At 73.6% G+C, this 24,311-nt stretch carries 21 protein-coding genes and 1 pseudogene; 11 read left to right on the top strand and 11 right to left on the bottom strand.

What is annotated here, in order from left to right:
* Nucleotide 1: 1 nt before the first annotated feature.
* Nucleotides 2-1,918 carry a glycoside hydrolase family 5 protein gene (locus N8I86_RS03055; RefSeq protein ID WP_263277018.1) on the bottom strand — a complete coding sequence of 639 codons (1,917 nt, stop codon included), beginning with the start codon at nucleotides 1,916-1,918 and terminating at the stop codon, nucleotides 2-4.
* 284 nt (nucleotides 1,919-2,202) lie between these two features.
* On the opposite strand from N8I86_RS03055, the gene rpmG reads away from it, so the two are divergent.
* The 3 genes from rpmG to ykgO are packed head-to-tail and all read left to right on the top strand — an operon-like array spanning nucleotide 2,203 to nucleotide 2,835.
* Nucleotides 2,203-2,367 (top strand): 50S ribosomal protein L33, encoded by a 165-nt coding sequence (gene rpmG / locus N8I86_RS03050; RefSeq protein ID WP_073895674.1) that lies wholly within the window; start codon nucleotides 2,203-2,205, stop codon nucleotides 2,365-2,367.
* A gap of 47 nt (nucleotides 2,368-2,414) precedes the next feature.
* Complete coding sequence (locus N8I86_RS03045) at nucleotides 2,415-2,675, top strand: type B 50S ribosomal protein L31 (RefSeq protein WP_263277017.1); 261 nt, start codon at nucleotides 2,415-2,417, stop codon at nucleotides 2,673-2,675.
* 37 nt (nucleotides 2,676-2,712) lie between these two features.
* Nucleotides 2,713-2,835 (top strand): type B 50S ribosomal protein L36, encoded by a 123-nt coding sequence (gene ykgO, locus N8I86_RS03040; RefSeq protein ID WP_073895679.1) that lies wholly within the window; start codon nucleotides 2,713-2,715, stop codon nucleotides 2,833-2,835.
* Nucleotides 2,836-2,943: 108 nt separating this feature from the next.
* Here ykgO and N8I86_RS03035 read toward each other — a convergent pair whose 3' ends face one another.
* Complete coding sequence (locus tag N8I86_RS03035) at nucleotides 2,944-3,759, bottom strand: DUF427 domain-containing protein (protein WP_263277016.1); 816 nt, start codon at nucleotides 3,757-3,759, stop codon at nucleotides 2,944-2,946.
* 309 nt (nucleotides 3,760-4,068) lie between these two features.
* On the opposite strand from N8I86_RS03035, the gene N8I86_RS03030 reads away from it, so the two are divergent.
* The gene (locus N8I86_RS03030) at nucleotides 4,069-6,183 is read left to right on the top strand and encodes a SpoIIE family protein phosphatase (protein WP_263277015.1); all 2,115 of its coding nucleotides are present in this window, start codon (nucleotides 4,069-4,071) and stop codon (nucleotides 6,181-6,183) included.
* A 7-nt stretch (nucleotides 6,184-6,190) separates the two neighbouring features.
* Here N8I86_RS03030 and N8I86_RS03025 read toward each other — a convergent pair whose 3' ends face one another.
* Nucleotides 6,191-7,537, bottom strand: a complete 1,347-nt coding sequence (locus N8I86_RS03025; protein WP_263277014.1) for a hypothetical protein — start codon at nucleotides 7,535-7,537, stop codon at nucleotides 6,191-6,193.
* Nucleotides 7,538-7,650: 113 nt separating this feature from the next.
* On the opposite strand from N8I86_RS03025, the gene N8I86_RS03020 reads away from it, so the two are divergent.
* A complete protein-coding gene (locus N8I86_RS03020; RefSeq protein WP_263277013.1) occupies nucleotides 7,651-8,949 on the top strand; it encodes a molybdopterin-dependent oxidoreductase in 1,299 nt (432 codons plus the stop codon).
* A gap of 316 nt (nucleotides 8,950-9,265) precedes the next feature.
* On the opposite strand, the gene N8I86_RS03015 is transcribed toward N8I86_RS03020, so the two are convergent.
* From N8I86_RS03015 to N8I86_RS03005, 3 genes and pseudogenes are all read right to left on the bottom strand, one after another.
* Entirely contained in the window at nucleotides 9,266-10,057 is a 792-nt protein-coding gene (locus tag N8I86_RS03015; protein WP_073895691.1) for a class I SAM-dependent methyltransferase, read from the bottom strand.
* The gene (locus N8I86_RS03010) at nucleotides 10,054-10,671 is read right to left on the bottom strand and encodes a TIGR04282 family arsenosugar biosynthesis glycosyltransferase (RefSeq protein ID WP_073895693.1); all 618 of its coding nucleotides are present in this window, start codon (nucleotides 10,669-10,671) and stop codon (nucleotides 10,054-10,056) included. The genes N8I86_RS03015 and N8I86_RS03010 overlap by 4 nt, the downstream gene beginning before the upstream one ends.
* Nucleotides 10,668-11,383 (bottom strand): annotated as a pseudogene (locus N8I86_RS03005) (glycosyltransferase family 2 protein). Before N8I86_RS03005 ends, N8I86_RS03010 begins: the two are co-directional and overlap by 4 nt.
* Before the next feature lie 103 nt (nucleotides 11,384-11,486).
* Here N8I86_RS03005 and N8I86_RS03000 point away from each other — a divergent pair.
* Together N8I86_RS03000 and N8I86_RS02995 are read left to right on the top strand one after the other, a co-directional pair.
* The gene (locus N8I86_RS03000) at nucleotides 11,487-12,218 is read left to right on the top strand and encodes a response regulator transcription factor (RefSeq protein WP_263277011.1); all 732 of its coding nucleotides are present in this window, start codon (nucleotides 11,487-11,489) and stop codon (nucleotides 12,216-12,218) included.
* 2 nt (nucleotides 12,219-12,220) lie between these two features.
* Nucleotides 12,221-13,330: a sensor histidine kinase gene (locus N8I86_RS02995; protein WP_073895699.1), complete on the top strand. Its 1,110-nt coding sequence runs from the start codon at nucleotides 12,221-12,223 to the stop codon at nucleotides 13,328-13,330.
* Nucleotides 13,331-13,348: 18 nt separating this feature from the next.
* Here N8I86_RS02995 and N8I86_RS02990 read toward each other — a convergent pair whose 3' ends face one another.
* Both N8I86_RS02990 and N8I86_RS02985 read right to left on the bottom strand, forming a co-directional pair.
* A complete protein-coding gene (locus N8I86_RS02990) occupies nucleotides 13,349-14,350 on the bottom strand; it encodes an NAD-dependent epimerase/dehydratase family protein (RefSeq protein WP_263277010.1) in 1,002 nt (333 codons plus the stop codon).
* Nucleotides 14,351-14,402: 52 nt separating this feature from the next.
* Nucleotides 14,403-14,621: a hypothetical protein gene (locus tag N8I86_RS02985; RefSeq protein ID WP_263277009.1), complete on the bottom strand. Its 219-nt coding sequence runs from the start codon at nucleotides 14,619-14,621 to the stop codon at nucleotides 14,403-14,405.
* Nucleotides 14,622-14,798: 177 nt separating this feature from the next.
* On the opposite strand from N8I86_RS02985, the gene N8I86_RS02980 reads away from it, so the two are divergent.
* Complete coding sequence (locus tag N8I86_RS02980) at nucleotides 14,799-15,731, top strand: hypothetical protein (RefSeq protein WP_263277008.1); 933 nt, start codon at nucleotides 14,799-14,801, stop codon at nucleotides 15,729-15,731.
* A 43-nt stretch (nucleotides 15,732-15,774) separates the two neighbouring features.
* Here N8I86_RS02980 and N8I86_RS02975 read toward each other — a convergent pair whose 3' ends face one another.
* Both N8I86_RS02975 and ctaD read right to left on the bottom strand, forming a co-directional pair.
* Entirely contained in the window at nucleotides 15,775-16,152 is a 378-nt protein-coding gene (locus N8I86_RS02975) for a hypothetical protein (RefSeq protein ID WP_263277007.1), read from the bottom strand.
* A complete protein-coding gene (gene ctaD / locus N8I86_RS02970) occupies nucleotides 16,149-17,888 on the bottom strand; it encodes an aa3-type cytochrome oxidase subunit I (RefSeq protein ID WP_263277006.1) in 1,740 nt (579 codons plus the stop codon). Before ctaD ends, N8I86_RS02975 begins: the two co-directional genes overlap by 4 nt.
* A 210-nt stretch (nucleotides 17,889-18,098) precedes the next feature.
* On the opposite strand from ctaD, the gene N8I86_RS02965 reads away from it, so the two are divergent.
* The gene (locus N8I86_RS02965; protein WP_404830775.1) at nucleotides 18,099-18,635 is read left to right on the top strand and encodes an AAA family ATPase; all 537 of its coding nucleotides are present in this window, start codon (nucleotides 18,099-18,101) and stop codon (nucleotides 18,633-18,635) included.
* 36 nt (nucleotides 18,636-18,671) lie between these two features.
* Here the strand turns inward: N8I86_RS02965 and N8I86_RS02960 are convergent, their stop codons facing one another.
* Nucleotides 18,672-20,735: a SpoIIE family protein phosphatase gene (locus N8I86_RS02960; RefSeq protein WP_263277005.1), complete on the bottom strand. Its 2,064-nt coding sequence runs from the start codon at nucleotides 20,733-20,735 to the stop codon at nucleotides 18,672-18,674.
* A gap of 181 nt (nucleotides 20,736-20,916) precedes the next feature.
* Here N8I86_RS02960 and N8I86_RS02955 point away from each other — a divergent pair, with 181 nt between their 5' ends.
* Together N8I86_RS02955 and N8I86_RS02950 are read left to right on the top strand one after the other, a co-directional pair.
* A complete protein-coding gene (locus tag N8I86_RS02955) occupies nucleotides 20,917-23,379 on the top strand; it encodes a SpoIIE family protein phosphatase (RefSeq protein ID WP_263277004.1) in 2,463 nt (820 codons plus the stop codon).
* A 102-nt stretch (nucleotides 23,380-23,481) separates the two neighbouring features.
* The gene (locus tag N8I86_RS02950) at nucleotides 23,482-24,297 is read left to right on the top strand and encodes a maleylpyruvate isomerase family mycothiol-dependent enzyme (RefSeq protein ID WP_263277003.1); all 816 of its coding nucleotides are present in this window, start codon (nucleotides 23,482-23,484) and stop codon (nucleotides 24,295-24,297) included.
* Nucleotides 24,298-24,311 lie beyond the last annotated feature (14 nt).

The following is a 24,311-nucleotide window of genomic DNA, read 5'->3' as shown; positions in this document are numbered from 1 at the left end:
GTCAGGACAGCCGGCGGCACAGCAGTGCGTCGGGGCCCGGCCTGCTGCCGAACCTCGTGGTGAAGGCGATGCCGGCGGCGTACTCGTCGGCCGCGCACTGCCCCTTGTAGTCGCCCTGGGCGAAGTCGCCGCCCGCGGCGTCGGCGGGCCGGTTGTCCGACCGGTCGAACCACACCGTGCGCCCCGCCCCCGCCAGGGGGTCGCGGCCGGACACGCACAGCGCCGCCGACACCCGCTCGCCGCGCACGCTGTAGCCGGCGAGGAAGGCGCCCGCGGGGCACTGGAGCTTGGTGTACCCGGACGCCCAGTCGCCGCCGGCGGGGACGTGGCGTTCGTCGGTGACGACGGTCTGGCCGCCCGTGGAGGAGCGCAGGCCGTCCGTGCCGCTGTCGGTGCACAGGCCGCGGCCACGGGTGTGGCTGAGACCGATGAGCCGCAGTCCGTCCGGACAGGCGGCCTTGTACGCCCCGGGGTCCCAGTCGCCCGTGGCGCGGACGCGCACGGACTCCACCGCGTCACCGTGGTCGACGGCGAGCATCCGCCACACGGGGACGGGGGCCACGGGGCCGGTCCGGCCCGCCGCCTGACCGAGGTGCCGCCAGGCCGCACCGCGCCAGTCGTCCGCGTCGAGGACGCCGGATCGGTGCCCGGCGCCGTCGTAGCGCAGCAGCGCCCAGTCGTCGTGTCCCGCGTGTCCCACCAGCGGCCAGTAGGCGTAGTCGGTGTCGTGGTCGGCGAAGTAGTCGGTGATGGCGGTGAACCAGGTGCGGGCGGCCTGGTTCGTCTCACCGGAGCCGATGCCGAACTCGCTGATCCAGACGGGCGCGGTGTAGTGCCGGCCGCTCTCCTCGACGAAGAACGCCTCGTCCGCCAGGGCCGCGGACAACTGGTCGCGGGTCAGGTCCTGGTAGCGGGCGTCGTGGGTCTCGCCGATGCCGGTGGCGCCGCTGTGGTGGGGGCCGGTGTAGCCGTAGAAATGGGCCGAGTAGACCAGCTTGTGGGCGTCGACGAGGGTGTGGGACAGAGTGCGGGCGGGTGTGAGGACGGGCCTGCCGTGGGGGAGTCCGTCCACGGGGACGCCGGTCCAGTTGATGCCTTCGACGACGATGAGCAGCCTGGGGTCGGCCTCCGTGAGGATGCGGTCGCCGGCCGCCTGGGCCGCGGCGTACCAGTCGTGGGCGTCGCCCATGCCCCAGTTCGGGTCGTCGAGCACGTCGCGCCGGACCTCGTTGTAGAGATCGGCGCCGACGACGCGGGGCACGCCGGCGTAGCGCCGGGCCATGTACACCCAGTCGTCGGCCCACGCCTGGGTGGACTGTCCGCTGTTCCACCGCTCGTTGCCGTCGACGCCGCAGCACCAGCGCGAGGTGTTGGTGTGGTTGTTGAGGATCACGGCGAACCCGCTCCCGTCGAGCGCTTCGACCACCGCGTCGAAGACCTGCAGCGGTGTCCTGCCGCGGAGCCGGGGGTTGGCGGCCACGGCGGCGTCGGGGACGGGCGTGGTGCTGTGGATCATCTCGTTGGAGAACGGCAGGCGGACGGTGTTGATGCCCAACTCGTGGAAGTCGGCCATCAGTTGCGGCAAAGCGACCCGGTCGAGACCCAGGGGTATGCCGTGGGAGTCCTGGCCCGCGTGGTGGTTGGCGGGATCGGCGACGCTGCCGCTGCCGGTCCAGGACCCTTGTGCGCCGTCCCAGTTGGCCGCCCTCAGCCGGAAGCGGTCGCCCCGGCTGTCGACGATGTAGCGGCCCCGGGTCGACAAGGGCGCCGACCAGGCGCCCGGGTCCGACGCCTCGGCGGTGTGCGCGGTGCGGGCGGGTAAGGGCTGGGCGGCGCCCGCCGTCGTGGCGGTGGCGGCGACGAGCAGGAGTCCCGCGGCTGTACAGGCCAGGCGGAGGCCGGCAGGTGCGATCGGCATAAGGGCAGCCCTCGAAGGTGGGGTGGGGGAGAGCAGGGTGGCCGAAGGGGCGGTGCGGCCTCCGGCTGAGCGGAGTCTCCACCACGGCTCGCGCCGAGGGAAGAGCGCGAGCGGCGTCCCCGCGCCCGCCCGGAGACGCCGGGAATAGGTGGGGGCCCCTTCCGGTTGTGGCCGGTGGACCTCGCGGGGCCGGAACCTACCGGGAATGACACGGCAGGGTGCGGTGTTGCAGACATGTGTGACATGGCCCGGTCAATCCGGGGTCCGGATGAAGGGAGAACCCCATGGCCCGCAGCACTCTGCGTCCCGTCGTCAGGCTCAGGTCGACGGCCGGGACCGGCGTCACCTACGTGACCCGCAAGAACCGTCGGAGCCACCCCGACCGGCTCGTCCTGCGCAAGTTCGATCCGGTCGCCGGCAAGCACGTCCCCTTCCGCGAGGAACGCTGACCCCACGCCGCCGCCCACCCGGCGGCGGCCACCAGGAGGCACCACCCATGAGGCCCGGCATCCACCCCGAGTCCCGGCCCGTCGTCTTCCGCGACCGCGCCGCCGACGCCCTGTTCCTGATCCGCTCGACCGCGACCACGTCGAAGGCGATCGAGTGGCGGGACGGACACACCTATCCGCTGATCGACGTGGAGATCTCGTCGGCCGGCCATCCCGTCTACACCGGCACGGCGCGGGTCGTGGACAGCGCCGGCCGCGTCGAGCGCTTCCAGCGGCGTTACGGCCGCCGGGCGGCACTCCGCGGCTGATCACGCCGTACCCACCCCAGCACGAGGAGGCCCAGCCATGAAGGTGCGCAAGTCCCTTCGCTCCCTGAAGTCCCAGCCCGGCGCCCAGGTGGTACGCCGCCGCGGCGTGGTCTTCGTGGTCAACAAGAAGAACCCCCGCCTCAAGGCCCGCCAGGGCTGACACGGCTCCCCTGAGATCCACGCACACGGAACGGCCCCGGCCGGCTCGCCGCCCGCCGGGGCCGTCCGTGTGCGCCGTCAGCGCGCCGGGGCCGTTCCGTGTGGGCCGTCAGTGCGCCGGTCCGGGGGACAGGGCGGCCGTGAAGGGCGTGACCGGCCGATCGAGGCGCTCGCCGTCCACGGTGATGTCGACCGCCTCGTTGTAGAACGCGAGCAGCCCCCTGACGGCACCGGCCGCCGGCAGGGGATCGGCGTAGCTCCAGACGATGTCGGCGGGGACGTCCCCCTCGCCGCGCCAGGACCAGTACGCGGCGGTGCCCTTGTAGGGGCAGGCCGTCCGGTGCTCGGTGGGCTCGAACAGGTCCAGGCGGACGTCCTCGCGCGGGATGTAGTAGCGGGTGGGCAGCCCGGTCTCGAACAGCAGGACCGGACGGCCGGTGTCGGCCACGACGGTGCCGCCGATCTCGATCCGCACGTGCCGGCTGCTCGGCAGGGCGTCCACGCGTTTGTACGGGTCCCGCGGGTGGACGAAGATCTCCTCTTCCTCCTCGTACCAGTGGTCGAGCCCCCTGCCGGTACGGCGGAACCACTCGAAGGCGATGTGCCCGGCCAGGTCGGCGGCCGGGAACGTCCAGGCCGCGTTCTCCAGCAGTTCGCCGCCGACCAGGAGGTCGTAGAAGACCGTCGAGCCGGTATGGGTGCCGGTGCGCGGGTTCCCCGCCGGGCGCAGCAGGTCTGTGCGGACCTCGTCGCGCGGGAAGGCGTACAGCGGTACGGGGACGTCCGGCTCCCACACGAGGACGGGACGACGGCTGTCGACGACCGTGACGTCGCCCTTCCGGCCGCGGACCCATCGCGCGCTGGGCTCCCACCGGAGCCCCTCGGGAGTGCCGCGCAAAGACGGGGCGGTGCTCGGTGTGCTCATGCCGGATTCTCCCTCTCCCCGGGCGCGCGGGCGACTCCGGCGACGGACGAAGGCCGGCGGGTTCCGGCCGTCGTCCGTCGCCGTCCGGCCGGGGCTTCCCGGCCTTTTCCGGACCGGCTGCGGGCGGTGCCGGGAGCCCCGGACCGTCCGTGCGGGACCCCGTGCCGAGCGCGGTACAGGAGCGTAGCGTCCCCGTATGGACGACGTCGGACGCGTGCGGTGGGGTCGTTCCGCGCGTTGCGGGAAGACGAGTCGTAAGACGTCGCCGTGAGCCGTCCCCCGGGCTGGAGGTGCCGCGTGGGAGAAGCGGTGGATTCGCCCAGGAACGAGCAGGCGCGGGACGCGGCGTTCGCCGAGACGGTGCGCCGCACGGGTGCCTCCATCGGTGCCCTCTACCTGCTGGCCCCCGACGGGCAGCAACTGCTGCTGGACGTGCTGTGCGGAGCCCCGGCCGACTTCGCCGCGCCGTGGACCAGGATCCCGGTGACCGCTCCGGCGCCGGTGGCGGCGGCGGTACGCGAGGAGCGGATGGTGTGGCTGGGCAGCCAGGAGGAGCTCGCCCGCGCCTATCCGCGCACCGCCATGGCGCTGCCGTACCCGCTGGTGCTGGCCGCCGCACCGGTGACCGGAGTGCGTCGCTGGGGCGTGCTGCTGCTCATGTGGCCGGCCACGCGTCCGGCGTACATGACCCAGCGGGAACGCGGGAACATCGCGTCCAGCTGCGGCCGGCTGGCCAGGCTGCTGGAGGAAGCCGTCGAGGACGGGTCCCTCGTGACCCCCGGCGACAAGCCGCGCGTGCTCCCCGCCGGCTCGGGGCACCGGCCGGCGAGCCCGGAGCTGGCCGTCGCCGACTTCGTCGAACGGCTGCCCGGCGGCAGCTGCGCCCTCGACCTCGAAGGGCGCTTCACCTACCTCAGTTCCGGCGCCTGCGAACTGCTGGGCAAGGAGGCCGGCGACCTGCTGGGCACCCTGCCGTGGAACTCCCTGCGCTGGCTCGACGACCCCACCTACGAGGACCGCTACCGTGCCGCCGTGATCAGCCGCAGGCCCGTCGCCTTCACGGCCTGCCGCCCACCGGACGGCTGGCTGGACTTCCACCTCTTCCCCGACGCCAGCGGCATCAGCATCCGGATCGTCCCCAGCGGCGCGGACACCCCGCCCACCCCGGCACCCCGCCACTCCAGCCGGAGCGTCACCCCGGCGCGCGCCGGGCGGCTCTACCAGCTCACGCACCTGGCCGCCGCGCTGACCGAGGTCGTCGGGGTCCAGGACGTCGTCGACCTCGTCGCCGACCAGATCATGCCCGCCTTCGGCGCCCAGGCGCTGGTGCTGTCGACGGCCGACGCCGGCCGCCTGCGGATCACCGGCTACCGCGGGTACGACCCCCGCACCATCGAGCGTCTCGACGGCCTGCCCGTCGACACCGGGTTCACCCCCGCCGGCCGGGCCATCCGCACCGGCATCCCGGCGTTCTTCTCCACCCCGGAGGAGATGCGGCGGGCCCACCCCGAGGCATCGAAGATCAGCCGGAAGCAGGCGTGGGCCTTCCTGCCCCTCGTCGTCTCCGGCCGTCCCGTCGGCTGCTGCGTCCTGTCCTACGACCGGCCGCACGCGTTCCCGGCCGAGGACCGCGCCGTCATGACCTCGCTCGCCGGCCTCATCGCCCACGCCCTGGACCGCGCCCGCCTGTACGACACGAAGCACGAGCTCGCCCACGGCCTCCAGCAGGCGCTGCTGCCCCGCGCCCTGCCCGCGATCCCCGGGCTGCGGGTCGCCGCCCGCTATCTGCCCGCCACCCGGGGCATGGACATCGGCGGCGACTTCTACGACCTCATCCCGCTCGGGGACACGGCCGTCGCCGCCGTCATCGGCGACGTCCAGGGACACGACACCGCGGCCGCCGCCCTCATGGGCCAGGTGCGCACCGCCGTCCACGCCCACTCCGCTCTCGGCACCGCACCGGACCAGGTGCTCGCCGGAACCAACCGGCTCCTCGGAGACCTCGGCCCCGACCTGTTCACCAGCTGCCTGTACGCCCACCTCGACCTCGCGGGCCGCCGGGTCACCCTGGCCAGCGCCGGGCACCCGCCGCCGATCGTGCGCCGGTCCGCACACGACACCGGCCCGCTCGACGTGCTGCCCGGACCGCTGCTGGGCGTGGATCCCGAGGCCGTCTACCCGGTGACGGAGATCCCTCTCACCCCCGGCCTGATGCTCACCTTCTACACCGACGGCCTCATCGAGCGGCCGGACGTCGACCTCGACGACGCGATCGCCGGCCTCGCACGCCATCTGGCCCACGCCGACCACCGGGACCTCGACGCCCTCATCGACGGCGTGGTGGGGCAGTCGGGCTCCCATGCCCGGCGCACCGACGACATCGCCCTGCTCGTCCTGCACGAGGCGGCGGACCGGTCACTCTGACGGACCGTCACCATCCGGTCAGCAAAAGATGGTTGATCAGCAGCGCCAGGACGGCTTGCGCGGTCAGCCAGGCACGGGGGTGCGACAGGAAGGCGCAGGCCGGGAGCAGCCACAGCGCGAACGGCAGCCAGATGCGTTCCGTCTCCGCCTTGCTCATCCCGGACAGGTCGGCGACCAGCAGGGCGACCAGGGCGGCCGCCACGAGGACGGCGAGACGCGTCCGCGCGGCGGCCCCGTCGGGCGTGGTGCCGCCGCGGCGGGTGAGCAGGACCGTCGCGGAGCGGCGCAGGCCCGCCGCCGTGGCCAGGCCGGTGATGAGCACGGTGCAGGCCAGGTTGGCCCACACCCAGTAGCCGTAGGGGCGTTTGCCGCCCACGCCCTGGTAGTAGCGGGTGATCAGCAGGTGGTAGGCCGTCCACCAGTCGAACCCGGCGAGGGCGAACACGACGGGGACCACGGCCAGTCCGGCGACCAGCGGCAGCAGCAGGGCGGGGCGCCGCCGCAGCCCGTCCCGGCCGAGCACCAGTACCGCGGCGCCGATCAGCGCGAAGAGCGTCAGGCCGTAGGAGAGGTAGCAGGTCAGACCGAACAGCAGTCCGGAGCCGGCCGCGCAGGCCAGGGACCGGCGGGTCAGCGCGAGCGCGAGCAGGGCCACGGCCCACGCGGCCACGGCGGCGAAATAGGCGTCGGCGGAGGCGCCTTGCCACACGGCGGCCGGAGCCAGCACCAGGAAGGGGGCGGCCCGCCGCGCCAGGGACTCGTCGGCCAGGGCCCGGACCGCGACGAGCACCGCCACGCACCCGGTCGCGCCGACCACCACGCACCACGTCCCGGCCCAGCCGCCGCCGTGCAGCCCGATCCGGTCGAACAGGACGAAGGTCACGGTGGCGCCCGGCGGATGACCGGCCACGTGCGCGGGCCAGGGGTCGGGGGTGCCGCTGACGATGTGGTGGGTGAAGTCCCGCAGGGTGGCCGGGATGTCACCGAACCGGTCGATGACGCGCAGGTACTCGTTGCGGGTGGTCAGCCGGTCCGCGAGGCCCCGCTGCCAGCCGTCGACCAGCGCGAGCGACCCGATCCAGGCCGTGCAGGTCGCCCAGGCGGCGGCCAGCACCCCTCGCCACGGCAGCCGGGCCGCGAGCGGCGGGCCGTACACGACGGTGGCGGCGGCGACCACGAGTGCCGCCGGAGTGCCGGGGCCGACGTGCGGATCCCACTCGGCGAGCACCGGCGGCCAGTGCACGAACAGGGTGTGGCGGGTGTCCTGGATGTGGCGGCCGGTCAGTACGGCCGCCGTCACGAGCAGGACGGCGGCACCGGCGGCGTACAGGTCGCGGCGAAGGGAGCGGGTCACACCCGAACGCTAGGCCGGGGGAGCGGCGGCGGACCGCCGCCCGGGCCGGACGTCAGCGTTTCGTCACGGGTCGCGCACCGGTGCACGGCACCTTCCCGGCCTACCGTCGGGACATGAGCGACCATCCCCGGCTCCCCACGTCCCCCGGCTTCTGGCGCAGCCCCCTGCGCGGCCCGTGGTTCACCTCCGTGCTCGGCCTCGTCCTGCTCGTCGGCATCACCGTGCTCTTCGTGACCGGTCTGGTGTCGTACGCCGCCTACAACCCCGACCTCGCCCCGGTGAACGACCAGACCCCGGACAAGGGGCTCCTCGGCTTCTACCTCTTCGCCTGGCCGACCGGCCCGGTGTGGCTGTACCGGTTCACCCAGGGCACACACGTCACGCTCGGCATCACCCTGGTCCCCGTGCTGCTCGCCAAGCTGTGGTCGGTGGTGCCGAGGCTCTTCACGCTGCCGCCGGCCCGCTCCGTGGCGCACGCCCTGGAGCGGATCTCCCTGCTGCTCCTGGTCGGCGGCGGCCTGTTCGAGTTCACGACCGGAGTGCTCAACGTCCAGCTGGACTACGTCTTCCCGGGCTCCTTCTACCCGCTGCACTTCTACGGGGCCTGGGTGTTCTTCGCCGCGTTCGTGGCCCACGCCGCGCTGAAGGCACCGACCGCCGTGCGCACCGTACGGCGGCGTATGCGGGAGGGTGCCTTCCCGGAACGGCCGGCCGCTCCGGCAGCGGACACTCCGCCGCCGTCGGACCCCACGGCGCCGGACAGCCTGGTGTCCCCGCGACCCGATCCGCCCACCGTCTCCCGGCGCGGCGCCCTCGCGCTGGTCGGCGGCGGCTCGCTGCTGCTGTTCCTGACCACCGTCGGCCAGAGCCTTGGCGGCCCCTTCCGCCGTACGGCCCTGCTCGCCCCGCACGGCACCGCGGATCCGGGCGGCGGTCCGAACGGCTTCCAGATCAACAAGACGGCCCGCTACGCCGGGATCACCCCGGCCGACACCCATGACGACGTCTGGCGGCTGGTCGTCACCGGCCGCACCGGCACCGTCCGGCTCAGCCGCGCCGACCTGCTCCGACTGCCGCAGCACAGCTCGTCGTTGCCCATCGCCTGCGTGGAGGGCTGGTCGACCGCCGACCAGTGGTGGCGCGGCGTACGACTGCGCGACCTCGCGGCACTCGTCGGGTACGACGGCGATCCGCCGGACGTGTTCGTGGAGTCCCTGCAACGGCACGGCGCCTTCCGTCGCGCCGCCCTGCGCGCCAACCAGACCGCCGACCCGCGCTCCCTGCTCGCCCTGTACGTCAACGGCGAGGAACTGTCGCCCGACCACGGCCACCCGGCGCGGATCATCGTGCCCGCCGCGCCCGGCGTGATGAACACCAAGTGGGTGGCCCGCCTCACCTTCGGAGACCTGTGATGCCTCGCCGCGTGCTGCCCCTCGGCAGCCCCCTCCAACTGCTTCTGCTCGCCTGCTCGTTCGCCCTCGCCGCCTACGCCGGGGTACGGCTGCTCGCCGGGGACTGGCGGGGCGTGGCGCTGTGGATCGTAGGTGCCGCGCTGCTGCACGACCTCGTCCTGCTGCCGCTGTACACGGCGGCGGACCGGGCGGTGACGCGCGGCCTCGACGCCGGCGGACAGCGCGCCCGGACGCCGTACGTGCGCGTGCCGGCCGTGCTGTCGGGACTGCTGCTCCTCGTGTGGTTCCCGCTGATCAGCGGAATGGTGAGCGAGCGCTACCGGACGGCCACCGGGCTGTCCCCGGACGGCTTCCTGGCGCGCTGGCTGCTGATCACCGCCGCACTCTTCGGCGGCTCCGCGCTGCTGCTGGCGCTGCGGGTGCGCAGGGCGGCGAAGCACCTGCCGCCCGCCTCCCACTGAGCGGCGCGCCGCCAGCCGGCCCTGCGTCCGTGGCGGAGCAGGGCCGGAGTGCCGAGACGGGCCCAGGAGAACGGGACCCCGTCGGCCGGTGAGGCGCCGACGACGTCGACGACCTGCACTTCGGCGCGTTCGTCCACGTTCACCGGCAGGGTCTCGGCGATCAGCAGGCCGCCCGGGCGCAGGAGGCCCGCCACGCGTTCCAGCAGGGCCTGCGGATTCCCGCCGATGCCGACGTTGCCGTCCATCAGCAGGACGGTGTCCCAGCGGCCCTCGCCGGGCAGCGGCTCGAACACCGAGCGGCGCAGCGCCCGCGCCCCGTCCTCCTCGGACGCGGGCGGCGCCAGCCGTCCCACCGTGCGGGCGACGGCCGCCTCGCTGACGTCGATCCCGAGCACCGTACGGCCGCGCGCGGCGAGTTCCACGACCAGCCGGCCCGGTCCGCAGCCGACGTCGAGCACGGCGCCCTCGCACCGGTCGAGCACCGCCCGGTCGGTCGCGTCCGCCCGGGCGCACCAGCGCTCCACCTCCAGCGGCAGCAGCCAGCCGTCCGCGCGGCGCAGGAACAGCGGGCCCCGGCCGGTGCGCAGCGCCGCCGCGTACGGGTCGGCGGCCGCCCACGCGTGCCGGGCGGCGGGCGGGGCGCTCATCGCCGCGCCACCGGCGCGCAGCGGGCCAGCCGCGCGGCGAACCGGCCGTGCGGGGCGAGCGCCGCCACGGCACGGGCGTCGGCGGCGACGTCGACGTCCCGCAGCACGGGCAGGTCGCGCACCCGCAGCCCGGCGGCGACCAGCCGCTCACGCTGCAGCGCGCCCGTCACCGGCGTCGACATGGGCACACCCCGCAGCAGCGCCGGATCGGGATCGGCCAGGCCCAGGGCCCAGAAGCCGCCGTCCTCCGCCGGGCCCAGACACGCGTCGCAGTCCGCGAAGTCCACCGTCAGCAGTTCCGGCGTCACCTGCGGAGTGTCCATGCCGATCAGGAGCGCGGGACCGGGACAGTGCGCGAAGGCGTCCGCCAGCCGCTCGTCCAGTCCGCCCGCGCACTGCGGGACGACCTCGAACCCGGGCGGCAGCCAGGGTCCCGGGGCCCCGTCGAGGACGAGGACGCGCCGGGACGCGGGCGCGGCCGCCACGGCCCGCAGCGTGTCGGCGAGGGCCGCCTCCGCGAGCTGTGCCGCCTCCTCGGGGGAGAACGGCGGGGTGAGCCGCGTCTTGACCCGTCCCGGGCGCGGTTCCTTGGCGATGACGAGCAGGGTGGTCACCGTACGGCCCTCCGTTCGGCACGGGCATCGGACCCGGGTGCTTCGGCCAGGACCCGGCGCATGTCCCGCACGGCCTGCCAGGTGCCGCGCCAGGTGCCGGTCACCTTCGACGCACCGGTGCGCGGCAGGTACGGCACGTCGTGCTCGGCGATCCGCCAGCCGGCGTCGGCCGCGCGCACCACCATCTGCAGCGGGTAGCCGCTGCGCCGGTCGGTGAGGCCGAGCGCGAGCAGCGGCTCACGGCGGGCGGCACGCAGCGGCCCGAGGTCGTGCAGACGCAGGCCGGTACGGCGGCGCAGCATGCGCGCCAGGGCGAGGTTGCCGGCCCGCGCGTGGACGGGCCAGGCACCCCTGCCCCGGGGCGTCGCCGCCCGAGGACCAGGTCGGCGCCGCCCTCGTGGACCTCCCGTACGAAGGGGACGAGCAGCGAGGGGTCGAGGGAGGCGTCGCAGTCGCAGAAGCAGACGAGGTCGGCGGTGGCCGTGGTCAGCCCGGCGTGGCAGGCGGCGCCGAAGCCGCGCCGCGGCTCGTGCACCACGGTGGCGCCGAGCGCGCGGGCGACCTCGGCCGAGCCGTCGGTGGAACCGTTGTCGACGACGACGGCGCGCCAGCCGGCCGGAATCCGGGCGAGCACCCAGGGCAGGGCCTCGGCCTCGTTCAGGCAGGGCAGCACCACGTCGACGTCCGTGGGAGTGGTCGTCACGCTTTCCACCCTACGAAGCGGAATCGGGCATAAGGGACAGCTGATCCTTACGAAACACGGACGCCGCCCGCGGGGGCCCACGAAGGGCGCCGCACGGTGCGAGGCTGGAGCCATGCACCAGCAGTACGAGCCCCACGGGTCCGCGGCCGCCGACGTTCCGGCCCGGGTCCTGGTCGTCGACGACGACCCCACCGTCGCCGAGGTCGTCACCGGCTACCTCCACCGCGCCGGCTACGCGGTCGATCGGGCCGGCGACGGCCCGACGGCCCTCACCCACGCCGCCGCGCGCCTGCCCGACCTCGTCGTGCTCGACCTCATGCTGCCCGGCATGGACGGCCTGGAGGTCTGCCGGCGGATCCGGGCCCGCGGCCCCGTGCCGGTCATCATGCTCACCGCCCGGGGCGACGAGGACGACCGCATCCTCGGTCTGGAGGTCGGCGCCGACGACTACGTCACCAAACCGTTCAGCCCCCGGGAACTCGTCCTGCGCGTCGAGTCGGTACTGCGCCGCAGCCGCCCCGCCACCGCCGGGCAACCGCTCGCCGCGGCCGGCCTGTCCGTCGACCCGGACGCCCGCCGCGCCACGAAGGAAGGCAGGGAACTCGGCCTCACCCTGCGCGAGTTCGACCTGCTCGCCTTCTTTTTGCGGCACCCCGGCCGGGCCTACAGCCGCGAGGACCTGATGCGCGAGGTCTGGGGCTGGGACTTCGGCGACCTGTCCACCGTCACCGTCCACGTCCGCAGGCTGCGCGGCAAGGTCGAGGACGACCCGGCCCGGCCCCGCCTGATCCAGACGGTGTGGGGCGTCGGCTACCGCTTCGAGGCCGCCGGGGCGGTGGACTGACCATGCGCGACACCCTCCTCATGGCCCTGTACGCCTTCGCCGGCGCCACCGCCTCCGGACTGGCCGGAGCGGCGGTGCTGCGCCTGATCCGCCGGCGCTCACTCACCGCCTCGCTCACCGTGGTCGCGGCGGTCGGAGTGGTCGCCATGCTCTCCGGAACCCTCGCCGTCGCCTGGGCGATGTTCCTCTCGCCGCACGACCTGAGCGTCGTCACCACCGTCGTCGCGATGGCGGCCGTCGTCTCCCTGGCCACCGCCCTGCTGCTGGGCCGCTGGGTCGTGGCCCGCAGCCATGAACTGGCTCTGGCGGCACGCTCGTTCGGCGACGGCGGCACCTTCGCCGCCCCCGACGGCCCGGCCACCGCCGAACTCGACGCCCTCGGCCGGGAGCTGGCCGCGACCAGCGCCAGGCTCGCCGAGTCCCGCGAGCGGGAGCGGGCGCTGGAGACGTCGAGGCGCGAGCTGGTCGCCTGGATCTCGCACGATCTGCGCACCCCGCTGGCGGGCCTGCGCGCCATGTCGGAGGCGCTGGAGGACGGGGTGGCCACCGACCCCGGCCGCTACCTGAGGCAGATGCGCACGGAGGTCGAACGGCTCAACGACATGGTCGGCGACCTCTTCGAACTCTCCCGCATCCACGCGGGCACCCTCCCGCTCAGCCCCTCCAGGATCTCCCTGTACGACCTGGTCGGCGACGCCCTGGCCGGGGTCGACCCGCTGGCCAGGGAGCACGGGGTGCGCCTGGTGGGCGACCGGGTCGAGCCGGTGCCGGTCGAGGTGGACGGCAAGGAGATGAGCCGGGTGCTCGGCAACCTGCTGGTGAACGCCATCCGCCGCACCCCGTCCGACGGCACCGTCGCGGTCGCCGCCGAACGCACCGGCGAGGGCGTGCTGCTGTCGGTCACGGACGGCTGCGGCGGCATCCCCGAGGAGGATCTGCCGCGCGTCTTCGACACCGGCTGGCGCGGCAGCGACGCCCGGACGCCACCTGCGGGCGCGGGCCTCGGCCTCGCCATCGTCCGGGGCATCGTGGAGGCGCACGAGGGCCGGGCGACCGTCCGCAACATCCCCGGCGGCTGCCGCTTCGAGGTGACCCTCCCGGCCGCGCCCTGACCCGTCCGCGCCCTCGGCTCACTCCCCGCGCAGGCCGGCCCGCGCGAACTCCCGCATGCCCTCGGCGAATCCGACCTGCGGCAGCCAGCCCAGCGCGGTTCGCAGCCGCGAGGAGTCCGCGGTGATGTGCCGCACGTCGCCGAGCCGGTACTCGCCGGTGACCACCGGTTCCGGCCCCCCGTACGCGGCGGACAGCGCCGACGCCATCTCGCCGACGGTACGCGGCTCCCCGCTGCCGGTGTTGTAGGCCGTGAGGGCCCCGGGCTCGGTCTCCGCCTGAAGGGCCGCCACGTTCGCCGCGGCCACGTCCCGCACGTGCACGAAGTCCCGGCGCTGGCGTCCGTCCTCGAACACCCGGGGCGCCTCGCCGCGGGCGAGCGCCGAGCGGAAGAAGGACGCCACCCCGGCATAGGGGGTGTCGCGCGGCATCCGGGGGCCGTACACGTTGTGGTACCTCAGCGACACGGCCGACCCGCCCGTGCACCGGGCCCACGCGGCCACCAGGTGCTCCTGGGCCAGCTTGGTCGCCGCGTACACGTTCCGGGGGTCGGCGGGGGCCTCTTCGCCGACCAGGCCGGGGGCGAGGTCCCGGCCGCACTCAGGGCACCGCGGCTCGAACCGGCCCGCGTCGAGGTCGGCCACGGCCCGTGGGCCCGGCCGCACGGCACCGTGCCGCCCGCACGCGTACGTGCCCTCCCCGTAGACGACCATCGAACCGGCGAGCACGAGGTGCCGCACGCCCGCGTCCGCCATGGCGGCGACCAGCACGGCCGTACCCAGGTCGTTGCGCGAGACGTACTCCGCCGCGTCGGCGACCCCGTCGCCGAGGCCGACCATCGCCGCCTGGTGGCACACGGCGTCCACACCGGCGAGGGCCGTGGCGACGGCCGACGGGTCGCGGACGTCCGCGCCGGGATCCTCCCGGACGTCGTACACGAGCGGCTCGTGCCCGCCCGCCCGCAGTGCCTCCACCACATGGGACCCGATGAACCCGGCACCGCCGGTGACCAGTACGCGCATGGGGCCACGCTAGGACGGCCACCGCCGGGAGCACGGGCGCCGGGCCGCCACGTCACGACTCCGTAAGAGGTGCCCGGCTCCGGGAGGTGGACATCCGGTCCTGCTCGCGCCGGACCGCCTCGGCGGCGACACGCCGCATCACCGGCCGCCACGACTCCGGCGCCGCCACCCCGAGGCCGGCCACCTTGCCCGCGTCGTCGGCGCGGCGCAGTGCCACCGCGGCCTCGTGGTCGCGATCCGCCTCGAACTCAGCCTGCTCCCGCGCGCTCATGGGGCCGCCCTGACAGCCGAGGGCGCGGGCGCTCTCTGTTCCTCGTGGGGGCAGGTCTGAACCCCTGTGCGCAGGGCGGGGAAGGTCAACCGGGCGGTGCAGGGCCTCCGTTGATGCCACCGTATTCTCGAGGTCCGCCGGGCACCCGCGCGCCGTCCCGGCCTACGCTTCCCACCCATGACCACCGATCCGGGCACGCCCACCCACGAGACCCTCCTCGACCGCTGGCTCGACGATCTGCAGGTGCTCGCCGCACGGCTCGAACAGGTGCATCTGCCCGCCGACTTCCCGTTCGACTACTCGCCCGGCTCCCTGGCCGTTCTGGAGCGGGCGCTGCTCGACGGGGAGCACGACGACGCCTTCCGCCGTGCCGCCACCGCGTACATCGGGGAAGTGCTCATGGACGTCTGCGGCGGCCGGTGGGACATCGATCCCGCGACGGGAGGCGAGGACGGCGATCCGCTCGTCAGCCCCGACCCCGCCCTCGGCCTGCCCCCGCTGTCCGTCGGCACCCTCGTCGACGTCGCCCTCGCCGAAGGCTCCGGTGAGGTGCTGACGCGTGAGCGCGACCGGCTGGCCGACGCCGTGTCCGAGCGGCGCCGGACCGCACCGGGCTGGGAGCCGCACAAGGAACGCTCACCGCTGGACCCGATCGGCCCCCAGCCGGCGGACGCATGGCTGCAACTGTGGCTCGCCGAGCGGGAGGAGGCCCACCCGGAGTGGGCCCGCCGAGTGCGCGGATCCGACGACCCGTGGGACGGCGACTTCACCCCCGCCGGCCTGGACCTGCTGGAGCAGCGGCTCCGGGAGCGCTACGGCACGCTCGCAGAGTTCGACGCCGACCGGGAGAGCCCCTTCCTGCAGGGCGCCGTCTGGTACCTGGGGCAGGTCCTCTGCCGGCACCACGACAGCACCTGGGTGTACTGGGCGATCGAGCCGGACGCTCCGCGCGGCAGCCACCACCACGCGGAGAACCCCTGGTCCGGCATCCCCTTCACCCACCAGCCGCACAAGCGCGGGGCCGCCCCCCGTGACCCCCTGGAGATGCTCCGGGGCGTCATCCGCTACGGCACCGGCCACCGTCTGACGAAGATCATCGCCGACGTGTAGCCGGGGCGCGCCGCCGTCCGGGCCGGAGCCGGTACCGGTCGCGTCAGCGGGTCAGCCAGGCGGCACCGGTGCTGACGCCGATCGACGAGGCGAGCAGGAGGCACGCCCACACGGCGTGCCGTCGGAGCAGGGTGCGGCGCAGGTCGGCGTAACGGGCCTCGTACTCGCCGCGCAGGCGCCCCGCGCGGTCGGCGAACGCCTGCAGGGCCTGCCGGGTCAGTCCGAGGCGCTGCTCGGTGTAGTGGCGTGTCAGGTCCTCGGCCTGCCCGGTGGTGAGCCAGGGCAGGCGCGCGCAGAGGGCTTCGGCCTCGCGCTGCGCCTGCTCCCGTTCCGCCTGCAGGAGGAGGAACCCCTCGACCTCGTTGGCGAGTTCCCCGCTGCCCCGGTCCGGCGGGGCCCCCTGACCGCGTGGCGACGTCAAGACCGGCCGCTTTCCGGTCCGTGGGTGTCCACGACGTCGCGCCTGGCGAGGTTCGCCTCGTGTTCGAACTCGGCGATCTCGGGGTGGTGCAGGTCGAACGCCGGGGATTCGCTGCGGATCCGCGGCAGGGTGACGAAGTTGTGCCGCGGCGGCGGGCAGGACGTCGCCCACTCCAGCGAACGGCCGTACCCCCAGGGGTCGTCGACGCCGACCATCTTGCCGTACCGGCCCGTCTTCCACACGTTGTAGAGGAACGGCAGGATCGACAGGCCGAGCAGGAACGAGCTGATCGTGGAGACGGTGTTCAGGGCGGTGAAGCCGTCGGTCGCCAGGTAGTCGGCGTACCGGCGCGGCATGCCCTCGGCGCCGAGCCAGTGCTGCACCAGGAACGTGCCGTGGAAGCCGACGAACAGTGTCCAGAAGCACATCTTCCCGAGCCGCTCGTCCAGCATCCGGCCGCTGAACTTCGGCCACCAGAAGTGGAAGCCGGCGAACATCGCGAAGACGACGGTGCCGAACACCACGTAGTGGAAGTGCGCCACCACGAAGTACGAGTCGGAGACGTGGAAGTCCATCGGCGGCGAGGCCAGGATGACACCGGTCAGACCACCGAAGAGGAAGGTGACGAGGAAGCCGGTCGCCCAGAGCATCGGTGTCTCGAAGGAGATGCTTCCCTTCCACATCGTGCCGATCCAGTTGAAGAACTTCACGCCGGTCGGTACGGCGATGAGGAACGTCATGAAGGAGAAGAACGGCAGCAGTACTCCGCCGGTGACGTACATGTGGTGGGCCCACACCGTCACGGACAGACCGGCGATCGCGATGGTGGCCGCGACGAGGCCCATGTAGCCGAAGATCGGCTTGCGGGAGAAGACCGGGATGATCTCGGTGACGATGCCGAAGAACGGCAGCGCGATGATGTACACCTCTGGATGGCCGAAGAACCAGAAGAGGTGTTGCCACAGCAGGGCGCCGCCGTTGGCGGCGTCGAAGACGTGGGCGCCGAACTTGCGGTCCGCCTCCAGGGCGAACAGCGCGGCCGCGAGGACCGGGAAGGCGAGCAGCACGAGGACGGCCGTCAGCAGCACGTTCCACACGAAGATCGGCATGCGGAACATGGTCATGCCGGGCGCGCGCATGCAGATGATCGTGGTGATGAAGTTGACGGCGCCGAGGATGGTGCCGAAGCCGGAGAAGGCCAGACCCATGATCCACAGATCCGAGCCGAGCCCCGGGCTGCGGACGACGTCCGACAGCGGGGAGTAGGCGAACCAGCCGAAGTCGGCCGCGCCCTGCGGGGTGAGGAAGCCACCGACCGCGATGGACGAGCCGAACAGGTAGAGCCAGTAGGCGAACATGTTCAGCCGCGGGAACGCCACGTCGGGCGCGCCGATCTGCAGCGGCATGATCCAGTTCGTGAAACCGGCGAACAGCGGCGTCGCGAACATCAGCAGCATGATCGTGCCGTGCATCGTGAACAGCTGGTTGTACTGCTCGTTGGAGACGATCTGGATACCCGGGCGGGCCAGCTCGGCGCGCATCAGCAGCGCCATGACGCCACCGATCAGGAAGAACGCGAACGACGTGCCCAGATAGAGCGTGCCGATCGTCTTGTGGTCGGTGGTCGTCAGCCACCTCACCACGACGTTCCCGGGCTGCCTCCGTTTGATCGGCAGCTCGTTCTCGTACGAGTCCTCGGCTGCCGCGGCACCGTGGGGGTCGTTGAGGATGCTCACAAGAAGGTGTCTCCAGATGCTCGCGGTTCACATCGTCCGTAAGCCGCCATCCTTTCCGGGCCGGGGGCCGGATGGCGGCGTGGAGCGGCCCGAATGCACCCTTCGGCATGACAGTCCAACCCGACTGGAGTAGCCGGCGCGTCGCCCGTGCGACGACCGGCACGCAGCGTCGGCCCCGCGGCGAGCCCGGGCGCCGGTACGCTGCGGCGGATGAGAGTGGGCACCGGACAGACCCCGCTGGTCGTGCTGCGCGGCAACAGCGCCTCGGGGAAGTCCTCCGTCGCCGCCGGTGTCCGTGACCGGTTCGGCCGCGGCGTGGCCCTGGTCGCCCAGGACAACCTGCGCCGCGTCGTCCTGCGCGAGAGGGACCGGCCCGGCGCGGCGAACATCGGCCTGATCGACCTGACCGCCCGCTACGCCCTGGAGGCGGGGTACCACGTCGTGGTGGAGGGCATCCTGTCCGCCGACCGCTACGGCGAGATGCTCGCCCGGCTGCGCGCCGACCACCGCGGCCCCACCCACGGCTACTACCTGGACGTACCGCTCGACGAGACCCTGGCCCGGCACGCGGGCAAGCCCATCGCCGACGAGGTCGACGCCGCGCTGCTCCGGGAGTGGTACCGCCCGCGGGACGTGCTGCCGGGAGGGGTCGAGACGGTCATCGGTGCGGACAGCACCCTCACCGCCACGATCGACCGCGTCATGACGGAGACCGGTCTCGCCGGCCTTCCCCGCTGGGGGATCTGACCGGGCCCCGCGGATCACGAGCGCCCGCCATGCCCCCTACAGCGCGCGGGCGATGAGGAGGGCCACGTCGTCGTGGTCGTCGGGGTGACGCAGGCCGTGGAGGAGGAGGTCGCAGGTCTCCTCCAACGGGCGCCGGGGCTTGTCCAGGAAGCTCAGCAGGACGCCGAGACGGTCGTCTATGGGGTGCTGACGGGTCTCGACCAGACCGTCGGTGTAGAGGACCAGCAGGTCACCGGGGAGCAGTTCGAACGACGTGGCCTCGAAAGCGATGCCGCCGACGCCGAGCGGGGCGGCGGCGGGCAGATCGAGGAGCGCGGGGGAGTCGCCCCGGACGAGGGCGGGCGGCATGTGTCCGGCGTTGGCGATGGTGCACCGCCGGGTGCCGGGGTCGTACACCGCGTACAGGCAGGTGACGATGTAGTGCTCCAGGTCGCAGGTGACCTTGTCCAGGTGCTGGAGCACCTCCGCCGGAGCGAGGTCGAGCTCGGCGTAGGCGCAGGTGGCGGTGCGCAGCCGGCCCATGGTGGCGGCGGCGTCGATGCCGTTGCCCATGACGTCGCCGACCACCAGCGCGGTCTTGTCGCCGGCCAGGGAGATGACGTCGTACCAGTCGCCGCCGACCTCACTGGTGGCCTGCGCGGGCTGGTAGCGGGAGGCGACCTCCAGGCCCGTGTGGTGCGTCGAGTGGTCGGGCAGCAGACTCCGCTGGAGGGTCAGCGCGGTGTTGCGCACGCTCTGGAACCAGCGGGCGTTGTCGATGGCCACGGCGGCCCGGCCGGCGAGTTCACCGGCCAGGACCACGTCGTCGTCGTCGAACGGCGCCGGATTGCGGGTGCGCTTGAGATCGAGGGCGCCGATCACCTCGCCGTGGGCGATCAGGGGAACCGCGAGGTACGAGTGGACGCCGGCTCGGGCCAGCAGCGCCCCGGCCTCCGCGTCCCGGGCGATGCGCGGCAGGTCCCGCGCCCCGACGTGGCGGACCAGCACCGGCCGGCCGGTGTGCACGCAGAGGGTGACGAGACGGTCGCCGTCGTACGTGGCGAGATCACCGGGCGGGTCGGCGGCGCGCTCGGCGACGGTGGGGTGGGCGGCCTTCAGGGCGAGCGCCCGGAAGAGCTCGGGGCCGTTGTCGGGCTTGCGGATGCGGCGGCAGGCCAGCGCGGAGTCGAGGACGTCCACGGCGACCACGTCGGCCAGCGCCGGAGCGGCGATCTCCGCCAGCTCGTCGGCGGTCTGCTGGACGTCCAGGGTGGTGCCGACCCGCGTCGAGGCCTCGGCGATGAGTGCCAGGCGCCGTCGCGCCCGGTCGGCCTCGGCCGCCGCGCGGTGCCGTTCGGTGACGTCGACGACCGAGACGGCCGCGCCGAGGATCCGGCCGCCAGGGTCCGCCAGCCGGTAGAAGGAGAGCGACCAGGCGTGATCGTGCTCCGGATCGACGGGTGGACGGCCCACGTGGTACTGGTCGATGAGCGGCGTGCCGGTGGTGAGCACCTGACGCAGGGCCGATTCGACGGTGTCGACGTCCGGGAACGGCAGGGTCTCCCGCAGACGGCGGCCGATGTGGTCCTCGGCGGGAATGCCGTCGATGCGCTCCAGGGCCGGGTTGACCAGCAGGTAGCGCAGGTCGGGGTCCAGGAGGGCGAGGCCGATGGGGGACTGGTTCACCAGCTGCTCGCACAGCGCCAGATCCGTCTCGACGCGCTGGAGAAGGGTGTGGTCCGCCGCGATGGCCAGGGCGTAGACGTCCCCGAGGTCGTCCAGCAGCCGCATCGCGCGGAACTCCGTCAGCCGGGTGCTGCCGTCCTTGTGCCGTACGGGGAAGGCGCCGGCCCAGCCGCGGCCGGTCTCCAGCACCTCCGTGAACAGGCTCGTGACGGCCTGCAGATGCTCGGGACGCACGAGCAGACGCGTCGCGTTCTCGCCGAGGGCCTCCCGAGCCGTGTAGCCGAAGAGGTCCTCGGCCTGCGGCGTCCAGAAGACCACCCGGCCACGGGTGTCGATGGCCACCGCGGCCACACTGAGCACATCCAGCAGACCGGTCGGCCGCGGCAGCTCGGGCCGCTCGTCGTCGTGGCCGGTCTCGAAGGATTCCACTGCCATCCCGGATCCACCTCCACCGGCCGGCCGGGCCGGTCTCGCGGTCGGTGCCGGCCGGCCGTGCGGGTCTGTGCTGAGGGCCGGTACCCCCATGGTCCCCCCGGTGCCGCCGGGGCGCACTGATGGCCAACATTAAGCCCATCGCGCGCATAAATGGGACCATTGTCGTGTAAGGGTCTAAATGATGGAATCTCCGCGAAAGGGCATCTCCGCATCCACGTCCGCGGGACCGGATGACCTCTTCGACGCGTCCAGCGACGCGGCCGCGGTGATCGCACCGAACGGCGTCGTGCTCGGCTGGACCCTGAGCGCCGAGGCGCTGCTCGGCTACCCGGCACGGGAGGTCGTCGGCGGCTCCGCCGCGCACCTGCTGGCCATGCCCGACGATCCCCTGCGGGCCGCGGCCGTCGCCGAGCGGTGCCGCGCCGGTCACGGCTGGAGCGGGCTGATCGCCGTACGGCACCGGGACGGCCGCTGCCTCGACGTCCACCTCCTGGTCTCGGCGTCCTTCCGGATCGGCGCGGACGAGTGCTTCCTGGTGTCGGCGCGTGAGCAGCGACCGCAGTGGACGGTCGCCCGGTCCGTCCTCGACGGATTCCTGACCCGCCTGCCGGTCGGCATGGCCGTCATGGACCAGGAACTGCGCTACGTGTGGCTGAACGACACCCTGGAGCAGTTCGGCGGCGTCCCCCGCGAGCAGCGGCTCGGCCGCCGGATGAGCGAGGTGCTGCCGGGACTGCAGGCCGAGGCCCTGGAAGGGCTGATGCGCAAGGCGCTGGCGACCGGGGTCCCGGTCACCGACTACGAGTACGCGGGATGGAGCTGGGCCGACCCGCACCGCCAGCACGCCTTCTCCACGTCGTTCTTCCCGCTGGTGGACGCCGACGGCGCCGCCAGCGGCGTCTGCTACCTGGTCCAGGACATCACCGAGCGCTGGACCGCCCGCCAGCTGCTCACGCTCGTCAACGAGGCGGGCACCAGCATCGGCACGACCCTCGACGTGCTGCGGACGGCACAGGAGCTCGCCGACTTCGCGGTACCCCGCTTCGCGGACTTCGTCGTCGTCGACCTGCTGGAACCCGTCCTCAGCACCGAGGGGCACGGAGCGTGGCTGACCGACGCGGGGCCCGCTCCGGTCACCCCGGCGATGCGTCGCGCCGGCATGCAGTCGGTGCGGGCGGGCTGCCCCGAAGCCGTGGCCCGCATCGGCGAGGAGGTCGGCTTCCTCCCCCCGCCCCGCGACGTGAACATGCTGATCAGCGGGGAGCCGCGGCTCATCCCGGTCCTCGACCCGTCGGACGCCCTGTGGGCCAGGGAGGAGCCCGTGCGGGCGAAACGGATCCGCGAGTTCGGCCTGCACACGATGATCGCGGCGCCGATGCGGGCCCGGAACACCGCCCTCGGACTCACCACCTTCGCCCGGTCGCTCAACCCCGTCCCCTTCGGGCCCGACGACGTCCTGCTGGCCCGGGAGCTGGTCGCACGGGCGGCGGTCTGCGTCGACAACGCCCGCCGCTACACCAGGGAGCACATGGCGGCGGTGACGCTGCAGCGCAGTCTGCTGCCACCCGCCCTGTCCGGCGGCACCGCCCTGGAGGTCGCTTCGTCCTACCTGCCCGCGGACCCGACGGGCGGCGTGGGCGGCGACTGGTTCGACGTGATCCCCCTGTCCGGCGGCCGGATGGGCCTCGTCATCGGGGACGTGGTCGGTCACGGCATCGCCGCGGCGGCGAGCATGGGAAGGCTGCGCACCGCCGTCCAGACACTGGCCGACATGGAGCTGCCCCCCGACGAACTCCTCGCCCACCTCGACGACCTCGTGCTGCGGCTGAGCGACGAGGAGAACGCCGCCGGCTCCGGAGAACGCAGCACGACCACCTTCATCGGCGCGACCTGTCTGTACGCCGTCTACGACCCCGTCACCAGGCGCTGCGAGATGGCCCGGGCCGGGCACCCGCCCCCCGTCGTCGTCGCCCCCGGCGGACGCGCCTACTTCCCGGAGATCCCCGCCGGACCCCCGCTGGGGCTCGGCGGCATGGCGTTCGAGGCGACCGAGATCGAACTGGCCGAGAACAGCCTCTTCGGCCTCTACACCGACGGCCTCATCGAGGGCGGTGACCAGGACGTGGAGCGGGGCATGTCCCGGCTCGGCGCGGTGCTCGCGCGCACCGGGCACAACCTGGGCACGCTCTGCGCGTCCGCGGTGCACGAACTCGTCCCCGTGCCGCAGCCCGACGACATCGCCCTGCTGCTGGCCCGGACCCACGCCCTCGGCGCCGACCGGCTCGCCACCTGGGAGGTGCCCCCCGACCCGGCCGCCGTGGGCGATCTCCGGACCCGGGCCATCCGCCAGGTCGAGGAGTGGGGCCTCGGGGAGCTCGCCATGACGACCGAGCTCATCGTGAGCGAACTGGTCACCAACGCCATCCGGTACGCCGCCCTGCCCATCCGGCTACGGCTCCTGCGCGACGCCCGGCTGACCTGTGAGGTCTCCGACGCCAGCAGTACCGCGCCCCGGCTGAGGCACGCCCGGAGCACCGACGAGGGCGGTCGCGGCCTGTTCCTGGTGGCCCAGCTCGCCCACCGCTGGGGTGTCCGGTACACCGGGGACGGAAAGATCATCTGGGCCGAGCAGGAGATCCCCTGACACCTCGGGCGGCGGACCTGCCCGGATTTGCCTTCGAGTGGACTCCAGCAGCGACACTGGGCCCGACGTGACAGGGGTTCAAGCACAGGAACGGCGGCACCGATGGCAACGACGAGCAGGGCAGGACATCCGCTGCCGTACGACACCTACCGCGAGGCCGTGGCGCGCGAGACCCGGCGCTTCGCCGACACGGTCGCGGGCGCCGACCCGGCGACCGCCGTGCCCTCCTGCCCGGACTGGACCCTGGACGACCTCACCGTCCACGTGGGGGCGCTGCAGCGCTGGTTCTCGGCACTCCTGACCCGGCGGGTGCAGGAGCCGCCGCGCAGCCGCGAGGTGGACCTGGGGCTGCCGGACGACGTGCGGGACCGTCCGGCATGGGTGGCGGCGGGTGTCCCCGCCGTGGCGGACGTGTTCGAGGCCACGGACCCGCTGGCCGCGATGTGGGCGTGGGGCGAGGACCAGCACGCCCGGTTCTGGGCCCGCAGGATGCTCTTCGAGACCCTGGTCCACCGCACGGACGCGGAGCGCGCCGTCGGCCGGACGCCGGACGTCGACCCGGCCCTGGCCGCCGACGGCGTGGACGAGTTCCTCGTCAACCTCCCCTACGCGGGTCTCTTCGCACCGGGCGTGGAGAAGCTGCGCGGCGACGGCGAGACCGTCGCCTTCCGGTGCGCGGACGCCGCGGACGGGGCCGTCGAGGAGTGGCTGGTACGGCTGGACCCGGACGGTTTCCGCCTGCTGCCCCCGGCCGAGGACGAGGCGGCAGCGCCCGCACCGAGCACCGTGGCGGTACGAGGGCGGGCGGCGGATCTGCTGCTGTTCCTCTACGGCCGGGTGTCGCACGGGGACCCCGCCCTCGACGTCACCGGAGACATCCGGGTCCTCGACCGGTGGGTCGCCCACACGGCCTTCTGAGCAGCGGGGTATCC

Source organism: Streptomyces albidicamelliae (assembly GCF_025642175.1).
In the GTDB taxonomy this organism is placed as follows: Bacteria; Actinomycetota; Actinomycetes; order Streptomycetales; family Streptomycetaceae; genus Streptomyces; species Streptomyces albidocamelliae.
Note: the sequence above shows the minus strand (reverse complement) of the source record. Positions and strands in the feature narration are given on the sequence as shown.